Origin of the sequence: Salmonella sp. 32020114201800008SM (assembly GCF_017572025.1) — a bacterium.
Lineage (GTDB): Bacteria > Pseudomonadota > Gammaproteobacteria > Enterobacterales > Enterobacteriaceae > Salmonella > Salmonella enterica.
In genome coordinates, this window is the sequence record NZ_JAGEQM010000006.1 from 50,420 (window position 1) to 68,568 (window position 18,149).

Annotated in this window: 18 protein-coding genes; 10 read left to right on the plus strand and 8 right to left on the minus strand. The window is 53.6% G+C overall.

Going from position 1 to position 18,149, the window contains the following annotated elements:
- Positions 1-26 precede the first annotated feature (26 nt).
- Together cadC and hmpA are read right to left on the minus strand one after the other, a co-directional pair.
- Positions 27-1,571, minus strand: a complete 1,545-nt coding sequence (gene cadC / locus J4613_RS16315; RefSeq protein ID WP_001187144.1) for a lysine decarboxylation/transport transcriptional activator CadC — start codon at positions 1,569-1,571, stop codon at positions 27-29.
- Between the two features lie 181 nt (positions 1,572-1,752).
- Positions 1,753-2,943 (minus strand): NO-inducible flavohemoprotein, encoded by a 1,191-nt coding sequence (gene hmpA / locus J4613_RS16320; protein WP_000883146.1) that lies wholly within the window; start codon positions 2,941-2,943, stop codon positions 1,753-1,755.
- Between the two features lie 324 nt (positions 2,944-3,267).
- On the opposite strand from hmpA, the gene glyA reads away from it, so the two are divergent.
- The gene (gene glyA, locus J4613_RS16325) at positions 3,268-4,521 is read left to right on the plus strand and encodes a serine hydroxymethyltransferase (RefSeq protein WP_000919178.1); all 1,254 of its coding nucleotides are present in this window, start codon (positions 3,268-3,270) and stop codon (positions 4,519-4,521) included.
- Between the two features lie 195 nt (positions 4,522-4,716).
- Complete coding sequence (locus tag J4613_RS16330) at positions 4,717-5,856, plus strand: 3-phenylpropionate MFS transporter (RefSeq protein WP_001173729.1); 1,140 nt, start codon at positions 4,717-4,719, stop codon at positions 5,854-5,856.
- On the opposite strand, the gene csiE is transcribed toward J4613_RS16330, so the two are convergent.
- Positions 5,851-7,128 carry a stationary phase inducible protein CsiE gene (gene csiE, locus J4613_RS16335; protein WP_000982964.1) on the minus strand — a complete coding sequence of 426 codons (1,278 nt, stop codon included), beginning with the start codon at positions 7,126-7,128 and terminating at the stop codon, positions 5,851-5,853. The genes J4613_RS16330 and csiE overlap by 6 nt on opposite strands.
- Before the next feature lie 125 nt (positions 7,129-7,253).
- Here csiE and J4613_RS16340 point away from each other — a divergent pair, with 125 nt between their 5' ends.
- The gene (locus J4613_RS16340; protein WP_000805728.1) at positions 7,254-7,892 is read left to right on the plus strand and encodes a DUF1007 family protein; all 639 of its coding nucleotides are present in this window, start codon (positions 7,254-7,256) and stop codon (positions 7,890-7,892) included.
- Positions 7,883-8,869, plus strand: coding sequence for a nickel/cobalt transporter (locus tag J4613_RS16345; RefSeq protein ID WP_000111019.1), 987 nt, complete (start codon positions 7,883-7,885; stop codon positions 8,867-8,869). The genes J4613_RS16340 and J4613_RS16345 overlap by 10 nt, the downstream gene beginning before the upstream one ends.
- Here J4613_RS16345 and asrC read toward each other — a convergent pair whose 3' ends face one another.
- The 5 genes from asrC to suhB all read right to left on the minus strand — a co-directional run bounded on the left by asrC (position 8,870) and on the right by suhB (position 13,767).
- Positions 8,870-9,883: a sulfite reductase subunit C gene (gene asrC / locus J4613_RS16350; RefSeq protein ID WP_000020685.1), complete on the minus strand. Its 1,014-nt coding sequence runs from the start codon at positions 9,881-9,883 to the stop codon at positions 8,870-8,872.
- A gap of 10 nt (positions 9,884-9,893) precedes the next feature.
- Positions 9,894-10,712 (minus strand): anaerobic sulfite reductase subunit AsrB, encoded by an 819-nt coding sequence (asrB, locus tag J4613_RS16355; protein WP_000017587.1) that lies wholly within the window; start codon positions 10,710-10,712, stop codon positions 9,894-9,896.
- 3 nt (positions 10,713-10,715) lie between these two features.
- A complete protein-coding gene (gene asrA, locus J4613_RS16360) occupies positions 10,716-11,759 on the minus strand; it encodes an anaerobic sulfite reductase subunit AsrA (RefSeq protein ID WP_103133488.1) in 1,044 nt (347 codons plus the stop codon).
- Between the two features lie 181 nt (positions 11,760-11,940).
- Positions 11,941-12,819, minus strand: a complete 879-nt coding sequence (locus J4613_RS16365; protein WP_000174944.1) for an alpha/beta hydrolase — start codon at positions 12,817-12,819, stop codon at positions 11,941-11,943.
- A gap of 144 nt (positions 12,820-12,963) precedes the next feature.
- Positions 12,964-13,767: an inositol-1-monophosphatase gene (suhB, locus tag J4613_RS16370; RefSeq protein ID WP_000553473.1), complete on the minus strand. Its 804-nt coding sequence runs from the start codon at positions 13,765-13,767 to the stop codon at positions 12,964-12,966.
- A gap of 118 nt (positions 13,768-13,885) precedes the next feature.
- Between suhB and trmJ the strand changes: the two genes are divergently transcribed.
- The 6 genes from trmJ to hscB all read left to right on the plus strand — a co-directional run bounded on the left by trmJ (position 13,886) and on the right by hscB (position 18,143).
- Positions 13,886-14,617: a tRNA (cytosine(32)/uridine(32)-2'-O)-methyltransferase TrmJ gene (trmJ, locus tag J4613_RS16375; RefSeq protein WP_000940032.1), complete on the plus strand. Its 732-nt coding sequence runs from the start codon at positions 13,886-13,888 to the stop codon at positions 14,615-14,617.
- Positions 14,618-14,776: 159 nt separating this feature from the next.
- Positions 14,777-15,271 (plus strand): Fe-S cluster assembly transcriptional regulator IscR, encoded by a 495-nt coding sequence (gene iscR / locus J4613_RS16380; protein ID WP_001241346.1) that lies wholly within the window; start codon positions 14,777-14,779, stop codon positions 15,269-15,271.
- Between the two features lie 180 nt (positions 15,272-15,451).
- The gene (gene iscS, locus J4613_RS16385) at positions 15,452-16,666 is read left to right on the plus strand and encodes a cysteine desulfurase (protein WP_000775263.1); all 1,215 of its coding nucleotides are present in this window, start codon (positions 15,452-15,454) and stop codon (positions 16,664-16,666) included.
- 27 nt (positions 16,667-16,693) lie between these two features.
- Positions 16,694-17,080: a Fe-S cluster assembly scaffold IscU gene (gene iscU / locus J4613_RS16390; protein WP_000331704.1), complete on the plus strand. Its 387-nt coding sequence runs from the start codon at positions 16,694-16,696 to the stop codon at positions 17,078-17,080.
- A gap of 28 nt (positions 17,081-17,108) precedes the next feature.
- The gene (gene iscA / locus J4613_RS16395) at positions 17,109-17,432 is read left to right on the plus strand and encodes an iron-sulfur cluster assembly protein IscA (protein ID WP_000028952.1); all 324 of its coding nucleotides are present in this window, start codon (positions 17,109-17,111) and stop codon (positions 17,430-17,432) included.
- 195 nt (positions 17,433-17,627) lie between these two features.
- Positions 17,628-18,143, plus strand: coding sequence for a co-chaperone HscB (hscB, locus tag J4613_RS16400; RefSeq protein ID WP_000384398.1), 516 nt, complete (start codon positions 17,628-17,630; stop codon positions 18,141-18,143).
- Positions 18,144-18,149 lie beyond the last annotated feature (6 nt).

An 18,149-nucleotide genomic window follows, 5' to 3' on the forward strand; every position in this document is an offset into this window, starting at 1 on the left:
TTATTTGTCATGGTTCAGCGTTAAATTTAATCTTCTGCCAGAAAACTATTCAGATAAGGGACAATTTTCTGAACGGATGTCTGAAATACGCCGTTCTCGATCCAGTACAGAGTGTTTTCACCTGGACGTAAATTAAAGGCGGTCAGATAGGCATCAGCGGCCAGACGATTCTCACCTTTCATTTCGTAAACTTTCCCCAACAGGACATAGTTAAACCACGACATTTCAAGCTCGATGCTTTTATTGATTTCCTCATACGCTGCATCGATATCACCTTTGCCTAACAGATCGACGGTCTTGATTTTATAATAAACAGACGTTTTCTCAACGCCCGGAATTTGATCTATTTTTTTAAACTCTTCGTTCAGTGCGGCCACTTGTTCTTTATCAAACGGCTGCTGTGATTGCCGTAATACATCTACCAGCACTTTATATTCATAGGCATAGTTGAAATCAGGCGTTTCCTTAATAATGCCATTCAGAATATCGCTGGCTTTACCTAGCGCCTGCGCATCGCCGCTCAGAATAAGCTGGCGCGCCTCATAAAAACGCATCAGCGCGGTATTTTGCGGCGTTCTGAACAGGGCCAGTTGTTCTCGCATACGATTAGGCCAGGGCTGTGTTAAAACGAAAGACAGGCTATTAAACAGATCATCCTGGATGGACAACTGGTTAGTATTGGTGACGAAATAACGCTTATCCAGCATGGTTGAACCATCGGCGTTATCAATGAGCACTACAGACATAAAGCACTGCTGCGCCCGATAGTGGCGCTGATTGACAAACTGAATGGTTAACGTCTTACCGGAGCTGCTTGGCTCATTGACCCGGTAATTGGTTTTATCGTGCACCATAAAAGTCGAGTAGGTGTTCAGCAGGTCGGTGATTAAGCCGCCCAGACCGATGGCGTAGGACTCCTGCGAGACCCAGTTATTACAGGAATTGCCGCCTTCAAAACGAACATCTATATCTCGTGGGTTAAGTAATAACCGCGTTTTTGTTACCGCGGCATTATGATCTACCACCGACATCACGATAAACACCACCAGCGTCGCCAGCGAGAGCAGGAACATCACCCACGTCCAGAAAGCGGCGATACGCGGCTTTTTCGCCTTTTTAGTCGGCGTTTGCAAAGAGGCGGGCGGCACAGGCGTAGCGGCAGTAGCCCCCTCTGTCGGTTCTGCATTCGTTGCTGCGATCGGCGGCGGCGGCGACGTTGATGAATTATCGATCTCATCGCTATTTTCTTCGCACCAGATAACCGGCGCCGTCAGCTTATAGCCGCGTTTAGGTACGGTAACGATGTATTCAGCATTGCTGTCTCCGCCATCTCTTAATGATTTGCGTAGTTCAGAAATGCTTTGGGTGACAACATGGTTGGTCACGATGGTGCGCATCCAGACATGATCAATAATGTTATCCCGGCTTAACACTTCATCCGGATGATGCGCAAAATACATCAGAAGATCGATCAGCCGTGGTTCAAGAGTAATCTGGCGTCCCTGACGACTGATCTGATTAACAGAAGGTGTAACCAGCCACTCTCCAATGCGTACAACAGGTTGCTGCATAAAAAGATGCCCTAACGAGCTAAGTCAAACGTTAATAATAACACGATTTGCACAGACTTTTTTTATTCCCCTTTTTTGTAAAAGAAAGGCATAAAAAGCAGCGCAATAAGCAGGAGAACAGGGAGGAAAACGGGCGTTCGCCTTAACGATAACGCCCGTTTTTTCAGCGGATTTCTTGCAATTACAGCACTTTATGCGGGCCGAAGCATTCGTAATGAATGTTTTCGTTATTCACGCCAAGGGAAACCAGTTGTTTTGCGGCAAACTGCATAAAGCCTACCGGGCCGCAAAGATAGAACTGCATTGCCGGATCGCTGATCGCGGCTTCCAGTTTGCTTAAATCCATCAGCCCTTCGCTGTCGAAGAGGCGTTGGGCGCGATCGGCCTCGGTCGGTTCGCGGTACCAGGTATGGGCAGTGAAACGCGGCAGTGTACGGCCCAGCTCGCTCACTTCGTCGGCAAACGCATGGACGTCGCCGTTCTCCGCCGCGTGGAACCAGTTCACCTGCGCGGTATGCTGTTCTTTCGCCAGCGTATCGAGCATCGCTAACATCGGCGTCTGGCCGACGCCAGCGGAAATCAGCGAAACGGGGGTATCAGCGGCGACATTCATAAAGAAGTCACCTGCCGGCGCAGCCAGATGCACCACATCGCCCACGCTGGCGTGGTGGTGTAACCAGTTTGATACCTGGCCGCCGTCTTCACGCTTCACGGCAATACGGTACCCTTTGCCATCGGGTTTACGGGTCAGTGAATATTGGCGGATCTCCTGATGCGCAAAACCTTCCGGCTTCAGCCAGACCCCCAGATACTGCCCGGGACGGTATTCCGCCACCGTACCGCCGTCGACTGGTTCAAACTCAAAGCTGGTGATCAGTGCGCTACGCGGGGTTTTTGCAACGATGCGGAAGGGGCGCGTGCCTTCCCAGCCGCCGTCTTTGCTGGCGTTCTCGTGATAAATCTCGGCTTCCCGATGAATAAAGACGTTAGCCAGTACGCCATAGGCTTTGCCCCACGCGTCCAGCACTTCCTGGCCCGGGTTGAACATTTCGTCCAGCGTCGCCAGCAAATGCGTCCCGACGATGTTGTACTGCTCCGGCTTAATCTGGAAGCTGGTGTGCTTCTGCGCGATTTTTTCTACCGCCGGCAGCAACGCCGGTAAATTTTCGATATTGCTGGCGTAGGCCGCGATAGCATTAAACAGGGCTTCACGCTGATCGCCGTTACGCTGGTTGCTCATATTGAAGATTTCTTTGAGCTCCGGGTTATGCGTAAACATACGGTCGTAGAAGTGGGCGGTCAGTTTCGGTCCTGTTTCAACCAGTAGGGGAATGGTGGCCTTTACTGTAGCGATGGTTTGTGCGTCAAGCATACGTGCTTCCTTTATGTGAAAATCTAATGATGTATATCAAATACATCTTATAAAAATACCCTTGCATTGTAAATGGTTCTTCTCTGCTTTACGTTATGGAGGTAACAACGTGAAAAATCTGCATCACAAAGCTGAAAAGAAATCCGTTGAAATTCGTCAGGCTCTCGTTCAGGAAACCCTTATCTGACGCATAGGTAATCGTTTGCGTAAAAACCTTTGTCAAGACCTGTTATCGAAGAATGATTCGGTTATACTGTTGGCCGAAGTCCCACGGACTGCCTTTTCAGGCACAAATTTTATTGTTAGCTGAGTCAGGAGATGCGGATGTTAAAGCGTGAAATGAACATTGCCGATTATGATGCCGAATTGTGGCAGGCTATGGAGCAGGAAAAAGTACGTCAGGAAGAGCACATCGAACTGATCGCCTCCGAAAACTACACCAGCCCGCGCGTGATGCAGGCGCAGGGGTCTCAGCTGACCAACAAATACGCTGAAGGATATCCGGGCAAGCGCTACTACGGCGGTTGCGAATACGTTGATGTCGTAGAGCAACTGGCTATCGACCGCGCGAAAGAACTGTTCGGCGCCGACTACGCTAACGTGCAGCCGCACTCCGGTTCTCAGGCTAACTTCGCTGTTTACACCGCGCTGCTGCAACCGGGCGATACCGTTCTGGGTATGAACCTGGCGCAGGGCGGCCACCTGACTCACGGCTCCCCGGTTAACTTCTCCGGTAAACTGTACAACATCGTACCTTACGGTATCGATGAGTCCGGTAAAATTGACTATGACGAGATGGCGAAGCTGGCCAAAGAGCACAAGCCGAAGATGATTATCGGTGGCTTCTCTGCCTACTCCGGCGTGGTTGACTGGGCAAAAATGCGTGAAATCGCTGACAGCATCGGCGCATACCTGTTTGTCGACATGGCGCACGTGGCGGGCCTGATTGCCGCAGGCGTTTACCCGAACCCGGTTCCCCATGCTCACGTTGTCACCACCACCACCCACAAAACCCTGGCGGGTCCGCGCGGCGGCCTGATCCTGGCGAAGGGCGGCGATGAAGAGCTGTACAAAAAACTGAACTCCGCCGTGTTCCCAAGCGCGCAGGGCGGCCCGCTGATGCACGTGATCGCGGGTAAAGCGGTAGCACTGAAAGAAGCGATGGAGCCGGAGTTCAAAGTTTACCAGCAGCAGGTGGCGAAAAACGCCAAAGCGATGGTAGAAGTGTTCCTGAACCGCGGCTACAAAGTGGTGTCTGGCGGCACTGAGAACCACCTGTTCCTGCTGGACCTGGTGGATAAAAACCTGACCGGTAAAGAAGCTGACGCCGCGCTGGGCCGTGCTAACATCACGGTGAACAAAAACAGCGTGCCGAACGATCCTAAGAGCCCGTTCGTGACTTCCGGTATCCGCATCGGTTCTCCAGCGGTCACTCGTCGCGGCTTCAAAGAAGCGGAAGTGAAAGAGCTGGCTGGCTGGATGTGTGACGTGCTGGACAACATCAATGATGAAGCCACCATTGAACGCGTGAAAGCGAAAGTACTGGATATCTGCGCCCGCTTCCCGGTTTACGCGTAAGCGCTTATGCTGTGAAAATGGCCCGATGGCGCTGCGTCTGTCGGGCATTACTTATGCGCCATAACGTGACGCCGCCGGAAGTCATTATCCGGCGGCGTTGCCGTTTGAACTTCTCCCTCCGCTTGTTAATCTTATGTTACCCTTGCCAGCGCAACCGTTTACCGCCAGACTATCGCCTCCAAACGGGAGGGAATCATGGCATTGCATTCCACGCGCTGGCTGGCGCTCAGTTATTTCACCTACTTCTTTAGTTACGGTATTTTTCTGCCCTTCTGGAGCGTCTGGCTCAAAGGTCTTGGGCTAACGCCGGAAACCATCGGTCTTCTGCTGGGCGTGGGTCTGGTCGCGCGTTTTCTCGGTAGTCTGCTCATTGCGCCTCGCGTAAGCGATCCTTCGCGGTTGATCTCCGCGCTGCGCGTACTGGCATTGCTGACGCTGGTATTTGCGCTGGCATTTTGGGCAGGAACGCATGTCGCGTGGCTAATGGTGGTGATGGTTGGGTTTAACCTCTTCTTTTCACCACTGGTGCCGCTGACCGATGCGCTGGCCAATACCTGGCAAAAGCAAATTACCCTGGACTATGGTCGGGTGCGGCTGTGGGGGTCCATCGCCTTCGTGATAGGGTCGGCGCTGACCGGTAAGCTGGTGAGTTTATACGATTACCAGGCGATTCTGGCGCTACTGACGCTCGGCGTCGCCTCGATGTTGCTGGGTATGTTGTTACGTCCCAGCGTGCCGCCGCAAGGGGAAAGCCGTCAGCAGGAGAGCGCAGGCTGGCCCGCCTGGCGTACGCTGGTGGCACAAAGTTGGCGTTTTCTCGCCTGCGTCTGTTTGCTGCAAGGGGCGCACGCCGCCTACTACGGTTTTAGCGCCATCTACTGGCAGGGGGCTGGCTATTCAGCATCGGCGGTCGGCTATTTATGGTCGTTGGGCGTGGTGGCGGAAGTGATCATTTTCGCCCTGAGTAAAAAGCTATTTCGCCGGTTTAGCGCCCGCGACTTGCTGTTGCTTTCCGCTGTGTGCGGCGTGGTACGCTGGGGACTGATGGGCTGGAGTACGGCGTTGCCGTGGCTGATTGTGATACAAATCCTGCACTGTGGCACGTTTACCGTTTGCCATCTGGCCGCCATGCGCTATATCGCTGCGCGTCAGGGAAGCGAGGTGATTCGTTTGCAGGCCGTCTATTCCGCTGTGGCGATGGGCGGCAGCATCGCGATTATGACGGTATTTGCCGGTTTTCTGTATCAACATCTGGGCGGCGGCGTGTTCTGGATTATGGCGCTGGTGGCATTGCCCGCTATCTTCCTTCGGCCCAAAGTGGTTGCCGCGTCATGATTCCAGGATCTTGCGGATCTGCTGCTGTTGGTGCTCTGTGAGGGTGCGATCCGCATGAATTAATGGCGGTGAGAAGAGCGGTAGCGGCGTGGCGTAAGGGGTAACAATCAGCGCTACGCCGCGCGGGCATCCCTCTTTTTGAAATGCCTGGAGCGATAGCCGTCTGATATTCAGCGGCAACAGGGTCAGTTCACGCAGTTGCTGCTCAATATGCGTCTCCAGCGCATCATTTTTATCCGCTAACAATACGATCTGTCTCTCATGCAAATCGTTATCCTGCATTAGCCAGGCGCCGAAAATCACTGCCACCAGCCCCGTCTCTTCCTCGGAAAAGTGGATACCATATTCGGCTTCAAACCCGGCGAGCGCCTCACGTGTGGTGCGAACCAGACGCGGATAAAGACGGTTGAACTCTTCCGGAAGCGTATTATCGATGCCAATCGTGAATAAACTTCGGTTCAGCGCCTGGGCGAGATGGACATACAGCTGATCGTTAAGCCCTTGTTCGTCGCTGAAGCGTACGTTCCCTTTTTCTCGAAAGCGCAGCACCAGCCGCGCCACCTCCAGTCGCAGTTGCTGCGCCCGTTGATGCGTGTCGCGAATCGGGTCGGGGAGGCGAATCATTGAAAACAGTAACGCCATAAACAGCGCTTCATTGAGCGGTGCGGCCTGCATCACGTGGCGCTGCCAGTGACGACCAATTTCCTGGGCGAGTGGATATTCCGCGCACGACTGCGCCCAAATCTGCTGTACAGGGTTGAACTCCGGGGTGATGCCGGCATGGTGTTGTAGCAGACAATACTGTAAAAAGAGACGCAGGAACTGCACGTCGCGATGTTCAAATGGTTTTTGCAACCGGCGGGCGCACAGATTGATGAGCGCGTGCAGATTAATATCGTCATACAGCGGACGCGCGATACCGCGCTGCTTTAGCGCGTTTTTTAAGGCCGGGGTAAACTGTTGCGTGACGAAGGTCGGGCATAAACGCAGGCCGCGCCTGAGCCAGTGTAAAAGGCAAAGGCGCTGATCGAGTGCTGTACCTTCGATCCGATAGCAACCGTTCTGGCATGTTGTGATGGCAAGGCGATGATAGCGCTGGATCTCCAGGCTTGTCTCTGTGATATCCTCACGGGCAGTATCATCATCAACGCCATTAAGCGCGCTGAAGATTTCCACCGTGGCAATTGGCTCCGGCTGGAAAAGCGTCAGCAATACCTGACAGCGGCGCTGGGGAGCGGAAAGTACAGATGGTGGGGCAATTGTCGGCATCATCTGTCAGGTCTCCCGTTAGTTTGTCTGGTAAGGATAGCTAAAGTTTGCGTGTGAAAAATGTGATAAGCGTGCTTTTAGGCCAGGAATGCTGAGGAGTGTCACAGAATTTTTATCGCGAGGAACAGATGAAGCCAGTGAAACGCAGCGCCTTAACACTATTTCTTGCCGTTTTATCTTTCGTGGCGGCGGCGCATCCGCACAGCTTCATCCGTCTGCAAACGCAGGTGGTCAGTGAAAATGAGCAATTTGTGGCGTTAAAAATGCGCTGGACAATGGACGCGCTGACGTCCGCAGATCTGCTGTATGACGCCGGAAACGCGGCACCGGGGTCAGAAATATGGAAAAAGTTGGCGGCGGAAGTGATGGCTAACGTACTTGGGCAGCACTACTTTACAGAAGTGTGGCGCAATGGCGCGAAAGTGAAGTTTAAAAACAGGCCGACAGAATACGGTATGACGCGTGACGCGCATCAGGCGGTATTGACCTTTACGCTGCCGCTGGCTGAACCGCAGCCGTTAAGCGGACAGACTTATACCTTTTCAACGTTTGATCCCTCTTATTATGTCGATATGCATTATGACCAGGACAGCGATATCACGATGCCGGAACCGCTGCGCGAAAAGTGTCGGATTCAGGTTTATACTCCTGCGCCCGGCGAAGAGACGCTACGTTTCGCCCAGTCGCTGGATAAAGAGGACGCGCCGCCGGAGGATATGGATTTAGGTAAACAGTTTGCCCAAACGGTGACCTTGCAATGTCAGTAATTTTTTCTCAACGCACTCCGGGGCGACGCTGGCTCTCGCTGTGGCCATTGGCGTTATTCCTGCTGCTGATGCTGGTTGGCGGTCTGTGGATATGGCAGGCCTGGCCGCAGGTGATGTTGAAAAGCGCTCTTTGGCAGCGGGACGTGAATCAGCAGTTGAGCGCGCTGCTTAACGCGGTGGCGACGCATCCTGAGCGGGCGGGCGGATCGTTGCTTCTGCTGAGTTTTATGTATGGCGTGCTTCATGCGCTGGGGCCGGGACACGGCAAAGTGGTGATCGCGACATGGCTGGCGACGCATCCTTCGAAGCTGAAATCGAGTATCGTGTTAACCCTCGCCGCCGCGTTATTGCAGGGGCTCGTGGCTATCGGGTTGGTGGTGGGCGTGCTGACCGTATTGCAACTTCCGGCCAGGCAGCTCCATCTGAGCGGTTTCTGGCTGGAAAAGGGGAGCTATGCGTTAGTTGGCGGGCTGGGCATCTTGCTGTGCTGGCGGGCCATAAAAAGGTTACGCGCGCTGCTACGTAAACCTGTCTTTATCGCTTTTACGCCGCGCCATGTTCACCATGAAAAATGCGGCTGCGGGCATCAGCATTTACCGACGCAGGAACAATTGCATAGCGGCGATGACTGGCGCGCGCGACTCATGATCGTACTGTCTATGGGGATGCGGCCCTGTTCCGGTGCGATAATGGTGCTGTTATTCAGTAAAGTGATTGGCGTTTTTAGCTGGGGAATGGCGTCGGTACTGGCAATGGCGGCGGGAACCTCGCTAACGATTACCTCACTGGCGCTGCTGGTACACACTTTTCGTGCTCTGGCGGTGAAACTCAGTGGAAACAAAGCGCCGGCGTTATGGCGGCAGGTAGGCTGGTCAACGCTGGCGCTGGCCGGAGGGGTCATACTGCTTGTCGCGGCGCTGGTCATGTGGTTTAGCGTGCCGCAGCCTGTGGGCGGGCTGCGGCCATGGCGTGGTTGATTAGTGCCCGGCGGGTTTGAGATGCATCCGCGCGACGGATTCGTCTTCAGCCCAGTAAATGCGTTCGGCGACCATCGCTTCCGGATTGAGCTGAACGCCGCGCAGTACCCGTTCTTTAAAACGCAGATAGCCGCCTTTGTCGATCAGATGGCCCATATGTAGATAGATCGGTTTTCCGCCGAGCATCTCTTTTTCAAATTCATACAGGTTAACGATCACCTGCTTTATCACATCTTCAGTCACCCAGTTGAGGAAGAGCTTGCCGACGCGCGGCGTCTTTTTACTGGTGCGTCCGCCCAGACGGACTTGCCAGAGCTGATCCGGCTTACGTTGCCAGGCCAGCGTCGGACAGGCCAGCACGCACTCGCCGCAGCCGATACAGGCGGACTCTTCTTTGACCGCTTTGCCGTTCTTCAGCGCCAGGCAGCCTACCGCGTGGTGACTACAGGCCTTCACGCAGGCGCCGCAACCGATACAGCGATCGGCAGTGAAGCGCATTTTCGCCACGCCAATAATTCCCAGATCGGCCATTGACGCCTTCGCGCAATCATTCGGGCAGCCGACGATGACCGTTTTGAGATGATAAGGGCTGGGATAGACCAGTTTTTCAAGACGACGGGACAGACCGGTCGTGTCAGTGTTGGCTTTCTGGCAAATGCGGTTCCCCTGACAGGCGACAATATTTCGCCCGCCAATAGCGAGATAGCCCGCTTTGGTATCCTCAACCTGGACGTCGCACAGTTCTATTTCAATCTCGCGAAGAAACGGCTCCAGCGCGGCGTTCACGTTGTCGATATCTTCGTAACGGATACCCGGCATCGCCAGCTTCTGGCGGGTAGTGAGGTGAATTTGTCCGTTGCCCCAGGTTTCGGCGATGTCACGCGCCACCGTTAGCAAATGCGCGGGCAAAATACCGCCGGGAATGCGGACGCTGATCATGGCTTCGCCGCGCACTTTTGACAGGCGATATTCGTTTTTCGCACGGGCTTTAATGATATCAATATCAATGCTCATGATGTTCTCCTTAATCGGCAAAACGTTGCGCGACGGCGTAGTTAAATATCGGACCGTCGGTGCAGACATACACTTCGCCCATACGGCAGTGGCCGCACTTCCCGACGGAGCAGGCCATCCGGCGTTCGTAGTCCACCCAGATTTGCTCCGGCTTGAGCCCTTTTTGCAGCAGCATTTTTACGGTAAAGGTAATCATTATTGGCGGCCCAACGACGATGGCCTGCATAGTGTCGATATCGCTAAGCGTCATGTCGGCAAGCCGATCGGTCACCCGGCCAATCTGGTAACGGTCATCAGCCTCGCCTTCATCCAGCGTGAGCACCAGATTATGTTTGCCGCGCCACGTCGCCATTTCTTCTTTGTACAGCACGCAATCGCGATTTTTATAGCCGAGAATCATATCCAGTTGACCAATTTCCTGGGGATTCTCAACGAAATAGCGCATTAAGCCTTTCACCGGCGCGACGCCCGTACCGCCTGCGACAACCAGTAAGGGCTTATGGCGCAGCGTATCGACCGGATAGCCATTGCCATAGCAGCCGCGTAGCCACACGTTGTCGCCTTCTTTCAGCGTAAAGAGGGCGCTGGTCACTTTTCCGACATTACGGATCAGCAGATCTATCCAGCCGTCGCCGTAGTCGGAAACGGAGATGGGCGCTTCGCCGACGCGCGGCAGCGACACCTCAACAAATTGCCCCCAGTGCGCAGGAAAATCGACGGCCACGCGGAAATTCCACTCCAGCGGCGTGTGGCGAGTAATACTGAGGATGCGGTACGCCGCAGGCAGCAAACTGTGCTGCGGTTTATCATGACAGGAACAATGTGACATGCGTTATGCCTCCTCTGCCAGCGCCTGCCGAACGGCAGCGGTCATTTTGTTGATAATCAAAGAAAATTTGATGTATTGCGGGCAGCGATCGTCGCAGCGGCCGCAGCCGACGCACATATGTTCAATGCCGTTGCGCGCTTTGTAGTCATTGACCTTATGCAGGGCGCGGTAGCGCAGACGCTCGCCGGGTTTTTCGCGAAAACCATGACCGCCGGCCATGTCGCTAAAGCCCGGCACCATGCAGCTTGCCCACTGGCGACGGCGTTCGCCGCGCTGCGGATTTTCATCATAGGCGACGTCAAAGACGCTATAGCAGGTACAGGTTGGGCACCCGGTAGTGCAGCGGCCACAACTGATGCAGCGGCTGTCGTAAGCGTCCCATAGCGGATGGCGGGTGAGAATGTCGCGAATTTTTTGCGGATCGTGGCAAACGCTGTCCGGCGTGACGACGGTTTCCCGGTTTTCGCTGACGAAAGAGGGGGTATAGTCAGCCTCCTGCCCCAGCCCTTGTATCGCCGCCTCGATAAAGGGATCGCGGATGCTGACAAGCGCGCCCTCATCGCTAAAACGCATGGCGGCGCTATAACAGTCAGTTTTATTAGTACCCATTGAGACGCAGAAACAATTTTCGAAGCTTTCTTCACACTCAATAAGGACGAAACGAATATGCTCCCGTAGCAGTTGATAACTGTAATCGGAATTATTCCCATTTGATAAATACATATAATCCAGCCGCGACATGGCGTTAATGTCGCAGGCGCGGGCAAAGATGATTATCGGGGAAATGTCTGTCTCGGCAATTTGAATGGTGTCTTTATCGAAATAAAAGAGCGTTTCGGTGATAGGGGCAATTATGGTATTCGGCGACATGTGCGATTTCTCGTGCCAGATGAGATCGCGCCAGCCGCTAATCCGTTGATAAATAATGTTGTCAGTGTCGGAAAAACGTCCGCCGCGAAACTCTGCGGACGGGGCAAACACGCGCCATTTTTTGTTTAATCGCTGGATAAGCAAACTAAACTCGTCAGGCGTAATTTTGATAGCCATCACATACTCCACAGTAATATTCAGGAAAAACAAATGAAAATAAATTGTTATAAAAATCAGTTGAATATTACTGTTACGCTAGCGCTAATCCACTGCCTTCGCTAACGGGAAAAAATGGTTTTTACTATCGGTATAATAAATATATTCTTAATCATAAAATATGCATATATACAGCGTCGCGCTATTTAGCGGATAGCGCGGTCTGAATAAATTTAATCATTGCATCACGGTAAAGGTTTGCATAACGTCCGGAAAAAGCATCAATGTGATCGCCGTCAGGAATGAAGATTTTTTGTTTGGGCTCCCGGGCGAGGGCATACAATTTCTCACTGTCCTGCCAGGGAATAACATGGTCTGCCGTGCCATGAAGAATCAATACCGGAATGGGGCTGACGCTGGCAATATTACGATCCGCGCTATAGCGGTCATCAAGCAAATAGCCGCTGCCCGGGATCATCTGGTTGGCGATGGAGGAATAGGATAAAAACGTTGAGTCGAGGATAATCGCACGTATCCCCGCCTGGTCGGCGTAGCGCATATTTGCGCAGCCTACGCAGTGGCCTACGGCGGCCAGTACATTATTGCCGCCCAGGCTCTGCCCCAGCAGTACCAGGCGCTCGGGGTTAACGTCGGCGCGATGCCGCACATAATCTATCGCGCTTTTCGTATCGTCCAGTAGCCCCTCTTGTGATGGGGTACCCTCCGATTCGCCAAAACCACGGTAATCAAACATAAACAGGTTTACGTTGCGTTCTGGCAGCCAACTGACTAACGGCCAGTGCGCCGACATATTTCCGGCGTTGCCATGGACATGAATCACCGTCGCGACGGCGTTTTCCGGCCTGCCGAAAGCAGTGGGAATAAACCAGCCGTGCAGATGCGTGCCATCTTTGGCGGTAAAGGTAATGGATTCAGCTTCGGCAGGGGTTGGCCCATAGACTTTATTGTCCGGGTAATAAAAGGCATTGATCGCTACGCGGGGTAGCAGATAAATACAGACCACAATGATAAACAGAATAAAAAGGGATTTGACGATGCGTCGGGTATGTTGAAGGGTCATGTTCGCTTCCTTGCCGCTTTATGCCAATAGCGGAGCAGGGAGCGATCGTACAAAAACATGCAGGCAAGTAAAGCGATGAGGCTGTGTTTAGGAAAAACGCCTGAAAAGGCACGGCGGATGAGTGGCCCCATCCGCCGAAGAGACTTAGCGCTTCAGCGCATCGCTCAGTTCGTCGCGCATATTCGCCAGCATGGCTTTAACGACGCGCGGATTCCCCGCCACGATATTACCGGTCATCATGTAGTTATGACCGCCGGTGAAATCGCTGACGATACCGCCCGCTTCACGAACCAGCAGTTCGCCCGCGGCGAAATCCCACGGACGAAGGCCAATTTCAAAGAAACCATCGACACGACCTGCAGCCACATAGGCCAGATCCAGCGCGGCGGAACCGGTGCGGCGGAAATCGGCGCATTCGGTGAACAGCTTGCCGATAATATTAATGTAGGTGGTCGCGTATTGTTTGGCTTTGAACGGGAAGCCGGTAGCGAGAATAGTGCCGTCCAGATCGCGCGCGGTACTGCCGCGCAGACGGTAGCCGTTCAGTTGCGCGCCCTGACCGCGGGTGGCGGTGAACAGTTCGTTACGCATCGGATCGTAAACGACAGCCACTTCAGTACGGCCTTTAATGCGTACGGCAATGGAAACGGAGAAGTGTGGCAGACGTTTGATGAAGTTGGTGGTGCCATCCAGCGGATCGATAACCCATTGAACATCCTGATCTGTGCCAACGTGCTCACCGCTTTCTTCGGTGATAATAGTGTGTTGCGGGTAAGATTTGCGAATGGTGTCGATAATTACCGCTTCAGCGGCCTTATCTACGTTGGTCACAAAATCGTTACTGCCTTTTTGGCTCGCTTCTACAGCGTCCGGAGTTTCATAGTTTTTGGCAATTACATTACCCGCCTTGCGCGCTGCGCGCACGGCGATGGTCAGCATCGGATGCATCGGTCTCTCTCACTGGATGTTAAAGAACGGGAAAACGGCGCAGAGTATAGCAGCGAGATCGGAATCTGTCTTGGTTTTATGGTAAGATGTCAGAATAATCTTTAGCTGAAGAAAGACAATGCTGCAAAACATTCGAATTGTGCTGGTGGAAACCTCCCACACCGGCAATATGGGCTCCGTGGCTCGCGCTATGAAAACCATGGGCTTAACTAACCTGTGGCTGGTAAACCCGTTGGTGAAACCGGACTCCCAGGCCATCGCCCTGGCGGCAGGCGCCAGCGATGTGATCGGTAATGCGCAGATCGTCGATACGCTGGACGAAGCGTTGGCTGGCTGTAGCCTGGTGGTCGGCACCAGCGCCCGTTCCCGCACTCTGCCGTGGCCGATGCTTGATCCGCGCGAGTGCGGCTTAAAAAGCGTGGCGGAAGCGGCAAATACGCCGGTTGCGCTGGTTTTTGGTCGTGAGCGTGTCGGGCTGACTAACGATGAGTTGCAAAAATGCCATTATCACGTCGCTATTGCCGCTAACCCGGAGTACAGCTCGTTGAATCTGGCGATGGCGGTACAGGTCATCGCGTATGAAGTCCGCATGGCCTGGCTGGCGACGCAGGAAAACGGCGACGCGGCAGATCATGAAGAGACGCCGTATCCGCTGGTGGACGATCTTGAACGTTTCTACGGCCATCTGGAGCAGACGTTGCTCTCCACTGGCTTTATTCGCGAAAACCATCCGGGGCAGGTGATGAATAAATTGCGCCGTCTGTTTACCCGCGCCCGCCCGGAAAGCCAGGAGTTGAATATTCTGCGTGGGATTCTGGCGTCTATTGAGCAGCAGAATAAAGGCAAGTAACCGCATCAATATCGCACGGAACGCTAAATACCTGACTAATTTACTCAAGTAAATAGTTGACCAAATTACTCGGGAATGTCAGACTTGTCCCTGCTATGCAATACCCCCATTTTACAATAAAAAACCCCGGGCAGGGGCGAGTTTGAGGTTAAGTAAGACATGAGACTGACATCTAAAGGGCGTTATGCCGTGACCGCAATGTTAGACGTTGCGCTCAACTCCGAAGCGGGCCCGGTACCGTTGGCTGATATTTCTGAACGTCAGGGGATTTCCCTTTCTTATCTGGAACAGCTATTTTCCCGTTTACGTAAAAACGGTCTGGTTTCCAGCGTACGCGGGCCGGGCGGCGGTTATCTGCTGGGTAAAGATGCTGGCAGCATTGCGGTCGGCGAAGTGATCAGCGCGGTTGATGAATCCGTTGACGCGACCCGTTGCCAGGGCAAAGGCGGCTGCCAGGGCGGCGATAAATGCCTGACCCATGCGCTGTGGCGTGATTTAAGCGATCGTCTGACCGGTTTTCTCAACAATATTACCTTAGGCGAGCTGGTGAATAACCAGGAAGTTCTGGATGTGTCTGGTCGCCAGCACACGCATGACGCGCCGCGCGCCAGTGGTCGTGCGCAGGACGCTATCGACGTTAAATTACGCGCTTAATTAAAATATTACGCCATCTCTTCTGGCGGCCTCATGCGGTGAATGCCGCGGTCGTCTGAAGGATGAAGCGTAAAAAAGAATTCAGAATCAGGCCGGGACGCGGACGTCCCGTCAACACGGTCGTACATCCAGCCGGTTGCCTGATTCCTTGCATTGAGTGATGTACGGAGTTTAAGAGCAATGAAATTACCGATTTATCTCGACTACTCCGCAACCACGCCGGTGGACCCGCGTGTTGCCGAGAAAATGATGCAGTTTCTGACCCTGGACGGAACCTTTGGGAACCCGGCGTCTCGTTCACACCGTTTCGGCTGGCAGGCTGAAGAAGCCGTCGATATCGCCCGCAACCAGATTGCTGAACTGGTCGGCGCCGACCCGCGTGAAATCGTCTTTACCTCAGGGGCGACGGAGTCTGATAACCTGGCGATCAAAGGCGCTGCCAACTTTTATCAGAAAAAAGGCAAGCACATCATCACCAGCAAGACCGAGCACAAAGCGGTGCTGGACACCTGCCGTCAGCTTGAGCGCGAAGGGTTTGAAGTGACCTACCTGGCGCCCCAGCGCAACGGCATCATCGATCTCAACGAGCTCGAAGCAGCGATGCGTGACGACACCATTCTGGTTTCCATCATGCACGTGAACAACGAAATCGGCGTGGTGCAGGATATCGCGACCATCGGCGAAATGTGCCGCGCGCGCGGTATCATCTACCACGTTGACGCCACCCAGAGCGTGGGCAAACTGCCTATCGACCTGAGCCAACTGAAAGTGGATCTGATGTCCTTCTCCGGTCATAAAATTTATGGTCCGAAAGGCATTGGCGCGCTGTATGTGCGTCGTAAGCCGCGTATTCGCATTGAAGCGCAGATGCATGGCGGCGGGCACGAGCGCGGTATGCGCTCTGGTACTCTGCCTGTCCACCAGATTGTCGGCATGGGCGAAGCTTACCGTATCGCGAAAGAAGAGATGGAGACCGAAATGGCCCGTCTGCGCGGTCTGCGTAACCGTCTGTGGAACGGCATCAAAGATATTGAAGAAGTTTACCTGAACGGCGACCTTGAGCAGGGCGCGCCAAACATTCTCAACGTGAGCTTTAACTACGTTGAAGGCGAGTCGCTGATCATGGCGCTGAAAGACCTGGCGGTCTCTTCCGGTTCCGCCTGCACCTCCGCCAGTCTGGAACCGTCCTACGTGCTGCGCGCGTTGGGCATGAATGACGAGCTGGCGCATAGCTCTATCCGTTTCTCTTTAGGTCGTTTTACCACTGAAGAAGAGATCGACTACACCATTGATCTGGTTCGTAAATCCATTGGCCGTCTGCGTGACCTTTCTCCACTGTGGGAAATGTACAAGCAGGGTGTGGATCTGAACAGCATCGAATGGGCACATCATTAATCGGTATCGGAATCAGGAGAATTTATAATGGCTTACAGCGAAAAAGTAATCGATCACTATGAGAACCCGCGTAACGTAGGGTCGTTTGACAACAACGACGATAACGTGGGAAGCGGCATGGTTGGCGCTCCGGCCTGCGGCGACGTTATGAAGTTGCAGATTAAAGTTAACGATGAAGGTATCATTGAAGACGCGCGCTTCAAGACTTACGGCTGCGGTTCCGCTATCGCCTCCAGTTCTCTGGTAACGGAGTGGGTGAAAGGAAAATCCCTGGACGAAGCGCAGGCGATTAAAAACACCGACATTGCAGACGAACTGGAGCTGCCGCCGGTGAAAATTCACTGCTCTATTCTGGCGGAAGACGCGATTAAAGCCGCTATTGCGGATTACAAAAGCAAACGCGAAGCGAAATAAAATAGAACGTTAACATTGAGGTTTTGTTATGTCGATTACACTTAGCGACAGTGCAGCAGCGCGAGTTAATACCTTCCTGGCCAACCGTGGTAAAGGGTTTGGTCTGCGTCTGGGCGTGAGAACCTCCGGCTGCTCAGGTATGGCTTATGTACTGGAATTTGTTGACGAGCCAACGGCGGAAGACACCGTGTTTGAAGACAAAGGCGTTAAGGTAGTGGTTGACGGCAAGAGCCTGCAATTTCTGGACGGTACACAGCTGGACTTCGTAAAAGAAGGTCTGAACGAAGGGTTTAAATTCTCCAACCCGAATGTGAAAGATGAGTGTGGTTGCGGCGAAAGCTTCCACGTGTAACCGTGTTCCGCTGTTATACCGAGCATTCGTGCTGCAGAAAAGCGGCAAGCGAGTGAATCCCCAGGCGCTTACTTGAGTAAATGACTGGGGGAACCCGCGAAGACAACGCATCTGCGGCGCGAAGTAAGAAGGTATAACCCCACCGTGGTCGCCTGCGTGTGGGGTTTGTTCTGACAGGCTATCCCTGAGAATGTTATGGATTACTTCACCCTCTTTGGCTTACCAGCCCGTTATCAGATTGACACCCAGGCGCTGAGCCTTCGTTTTCAGGATCTGCAACGCCAGTATCACCCTGACAAATTTGCCAACGGCACCCAGGCGCAGCAGCTTGCCGCCGTCCAGCAATCCGCCACGATCAACCAGGCCTGGCAAACGCTGCGTCACCCTTTGACGCGCGCGGAGTATCTGCTTTCCTTACACGGGTTCGATCTGGCCAGCGAGCAGCATACGGTACGCGACACCGCGTTTCTGATGGAACAACTCACGCTTCGCGAAGAGCTGGACGATATCGAACAATCAAAAGACGACGTGCGGCTGGAAAGCTTCATCAAACGCGTACAAAAGATGTTTGATGCTCGTCTTCAGCAAATGGTGGAACAGTTGGACAACGCCGCGTGGGACGCGGCGGCGGACACGGTGCGCAAACTGCGGTTTCTCGATAAACTGCGAAGCAGCGCAGAACAACTCGAAGAAAAGCTGCTCGATTTTTAACTGGAA

What these genes read in the sequence shown, in the direction of transcription:
- iscU (WP_000331704.1), top strand. Translation starts at nt 16,694, where the DNA reads ATGGCTTACAGCGAAAAAGTAATCGATCACTATGAGAACCCGCGTAAC.
- trmJ (WP_000940032.1), top strand. Translation starts at nt 13,886, where the DNA reads ATGCTGCAAAACATTCGAATTGTGCTGGTGGAAACCTCCCACACCGGC.
- hmpA (WP_000883146.1), bottom strand. Translation starts at nt 2,943, where the DNA reads ATGCTTGACGCACAAACCATCGCTACAGTAAAGGCCACCATTCCCCTA.
- suhB (WP_000553473.1), bottom strand. Translation starts at nt 13,767, where the DNA reads ATGCATCCGATGCTGACCATCGCCGTGCGCGCAGCGCGCAAGGCGGGT.
- iscR (WP_001241346.1), top strand. Translation starts at nt 14,777, where the DNA reads ATGAGACTGACATCTAAAGGGCGTTATGCCGTGACCGCAATGTTAGAC.
- asrA (WP_103133488.1), bottom strand. Translation starts at nt 11,759, where the DNA reads ATGGCTATCAAAATTACGCCTGACGAGTTTAGTTTGCTTATCCAGCGA.
- csiE (WP_000982964.1), bottom strand. Translation starts at nt 7,128, where the DNA reads ATGATGCCGACAATTGCCCCACCATCTGTACTTTCCGCTCCCCAGCGC.
- J4613_RS16340 (WP_000805728.1), top strand. Translation starts at nt 7,254, where the DNA reads ATGAAGCCAGTGAAACGCAGCGCCTTAACACTATTTCTTGCCGTTTTA.
- J4613_RS16330 (WP_001173729.1), top strand. Translation starts at nt 4,717, where the DNA reads ATGGCATTGCATTCCACGCGCTGGCTGGCGCTCAGTTATTTCACCTAC.
- J4613_RS16345 (WP_000111019.1), top strand. Translation starts at nt 7,883, where the DNA reads ATGTCAGTAATTTTTTCTCAACGCACTCCGGGGCGACGCTGGCTCTCG.
- cadC (WP_001187144.1), bottom strand. Translation starts at nt 1,571, where the DNA reads ATGCAGCAACCTGTTGTACGCATTGGAGAGTGGCTGGTTACACCTTCT.
- hscB (WP_000384398.1), top strand. Translation starts at nt 17,628, where the DNA reads ATGGATTACTTCACCCTCTTTGGCTTACCAGCCCGTTATCAGATTGAC.
- asrC (WP_000020685.1), bottom strand. Translation starts at nt 9,883, where the DNA reads ATGAGCATTGATATTGATATCATTAAAGCCCGTGCGAAAAACGAATAT.
- iscS (WP_000775263.1), top strand. Translation starts at nt 15,452, where the DNA reads ATGAAATTACCGATTTATCTCGACTACTCCGCAACCACGCCGGTGGAC.
- iscA (WP_000028952.1), top strand. Translation starts at nt 17,109, where the DNA reads ATGTCGATTACACTTAGCGACAGTGCAGCAGCGCGAGTTAATACCTTC.
- glyA (WP_000919178.1), top strand. Translation starts at nt 3,268, where the DNA reads ATGTTAAAGCGTGAAATGAACATTGCCGATTATGATGCCGAATTGTGG.
- J4613_RS16365 (WP_000174944.1), bottom strand. Translation starts at nt 12,819, where the DNA reads ATGACCCTTCAACATACCCGACGCATCGTCAAATCCCTTTTTATTCTG.
- asrB (WP_000017587.1), bottom strand. Translation starts at nt 10,712, where the DNA reads ATGTCACATTGTTCCTGTCATGATAAACCGCAGCACAGTTTGCTGCCT.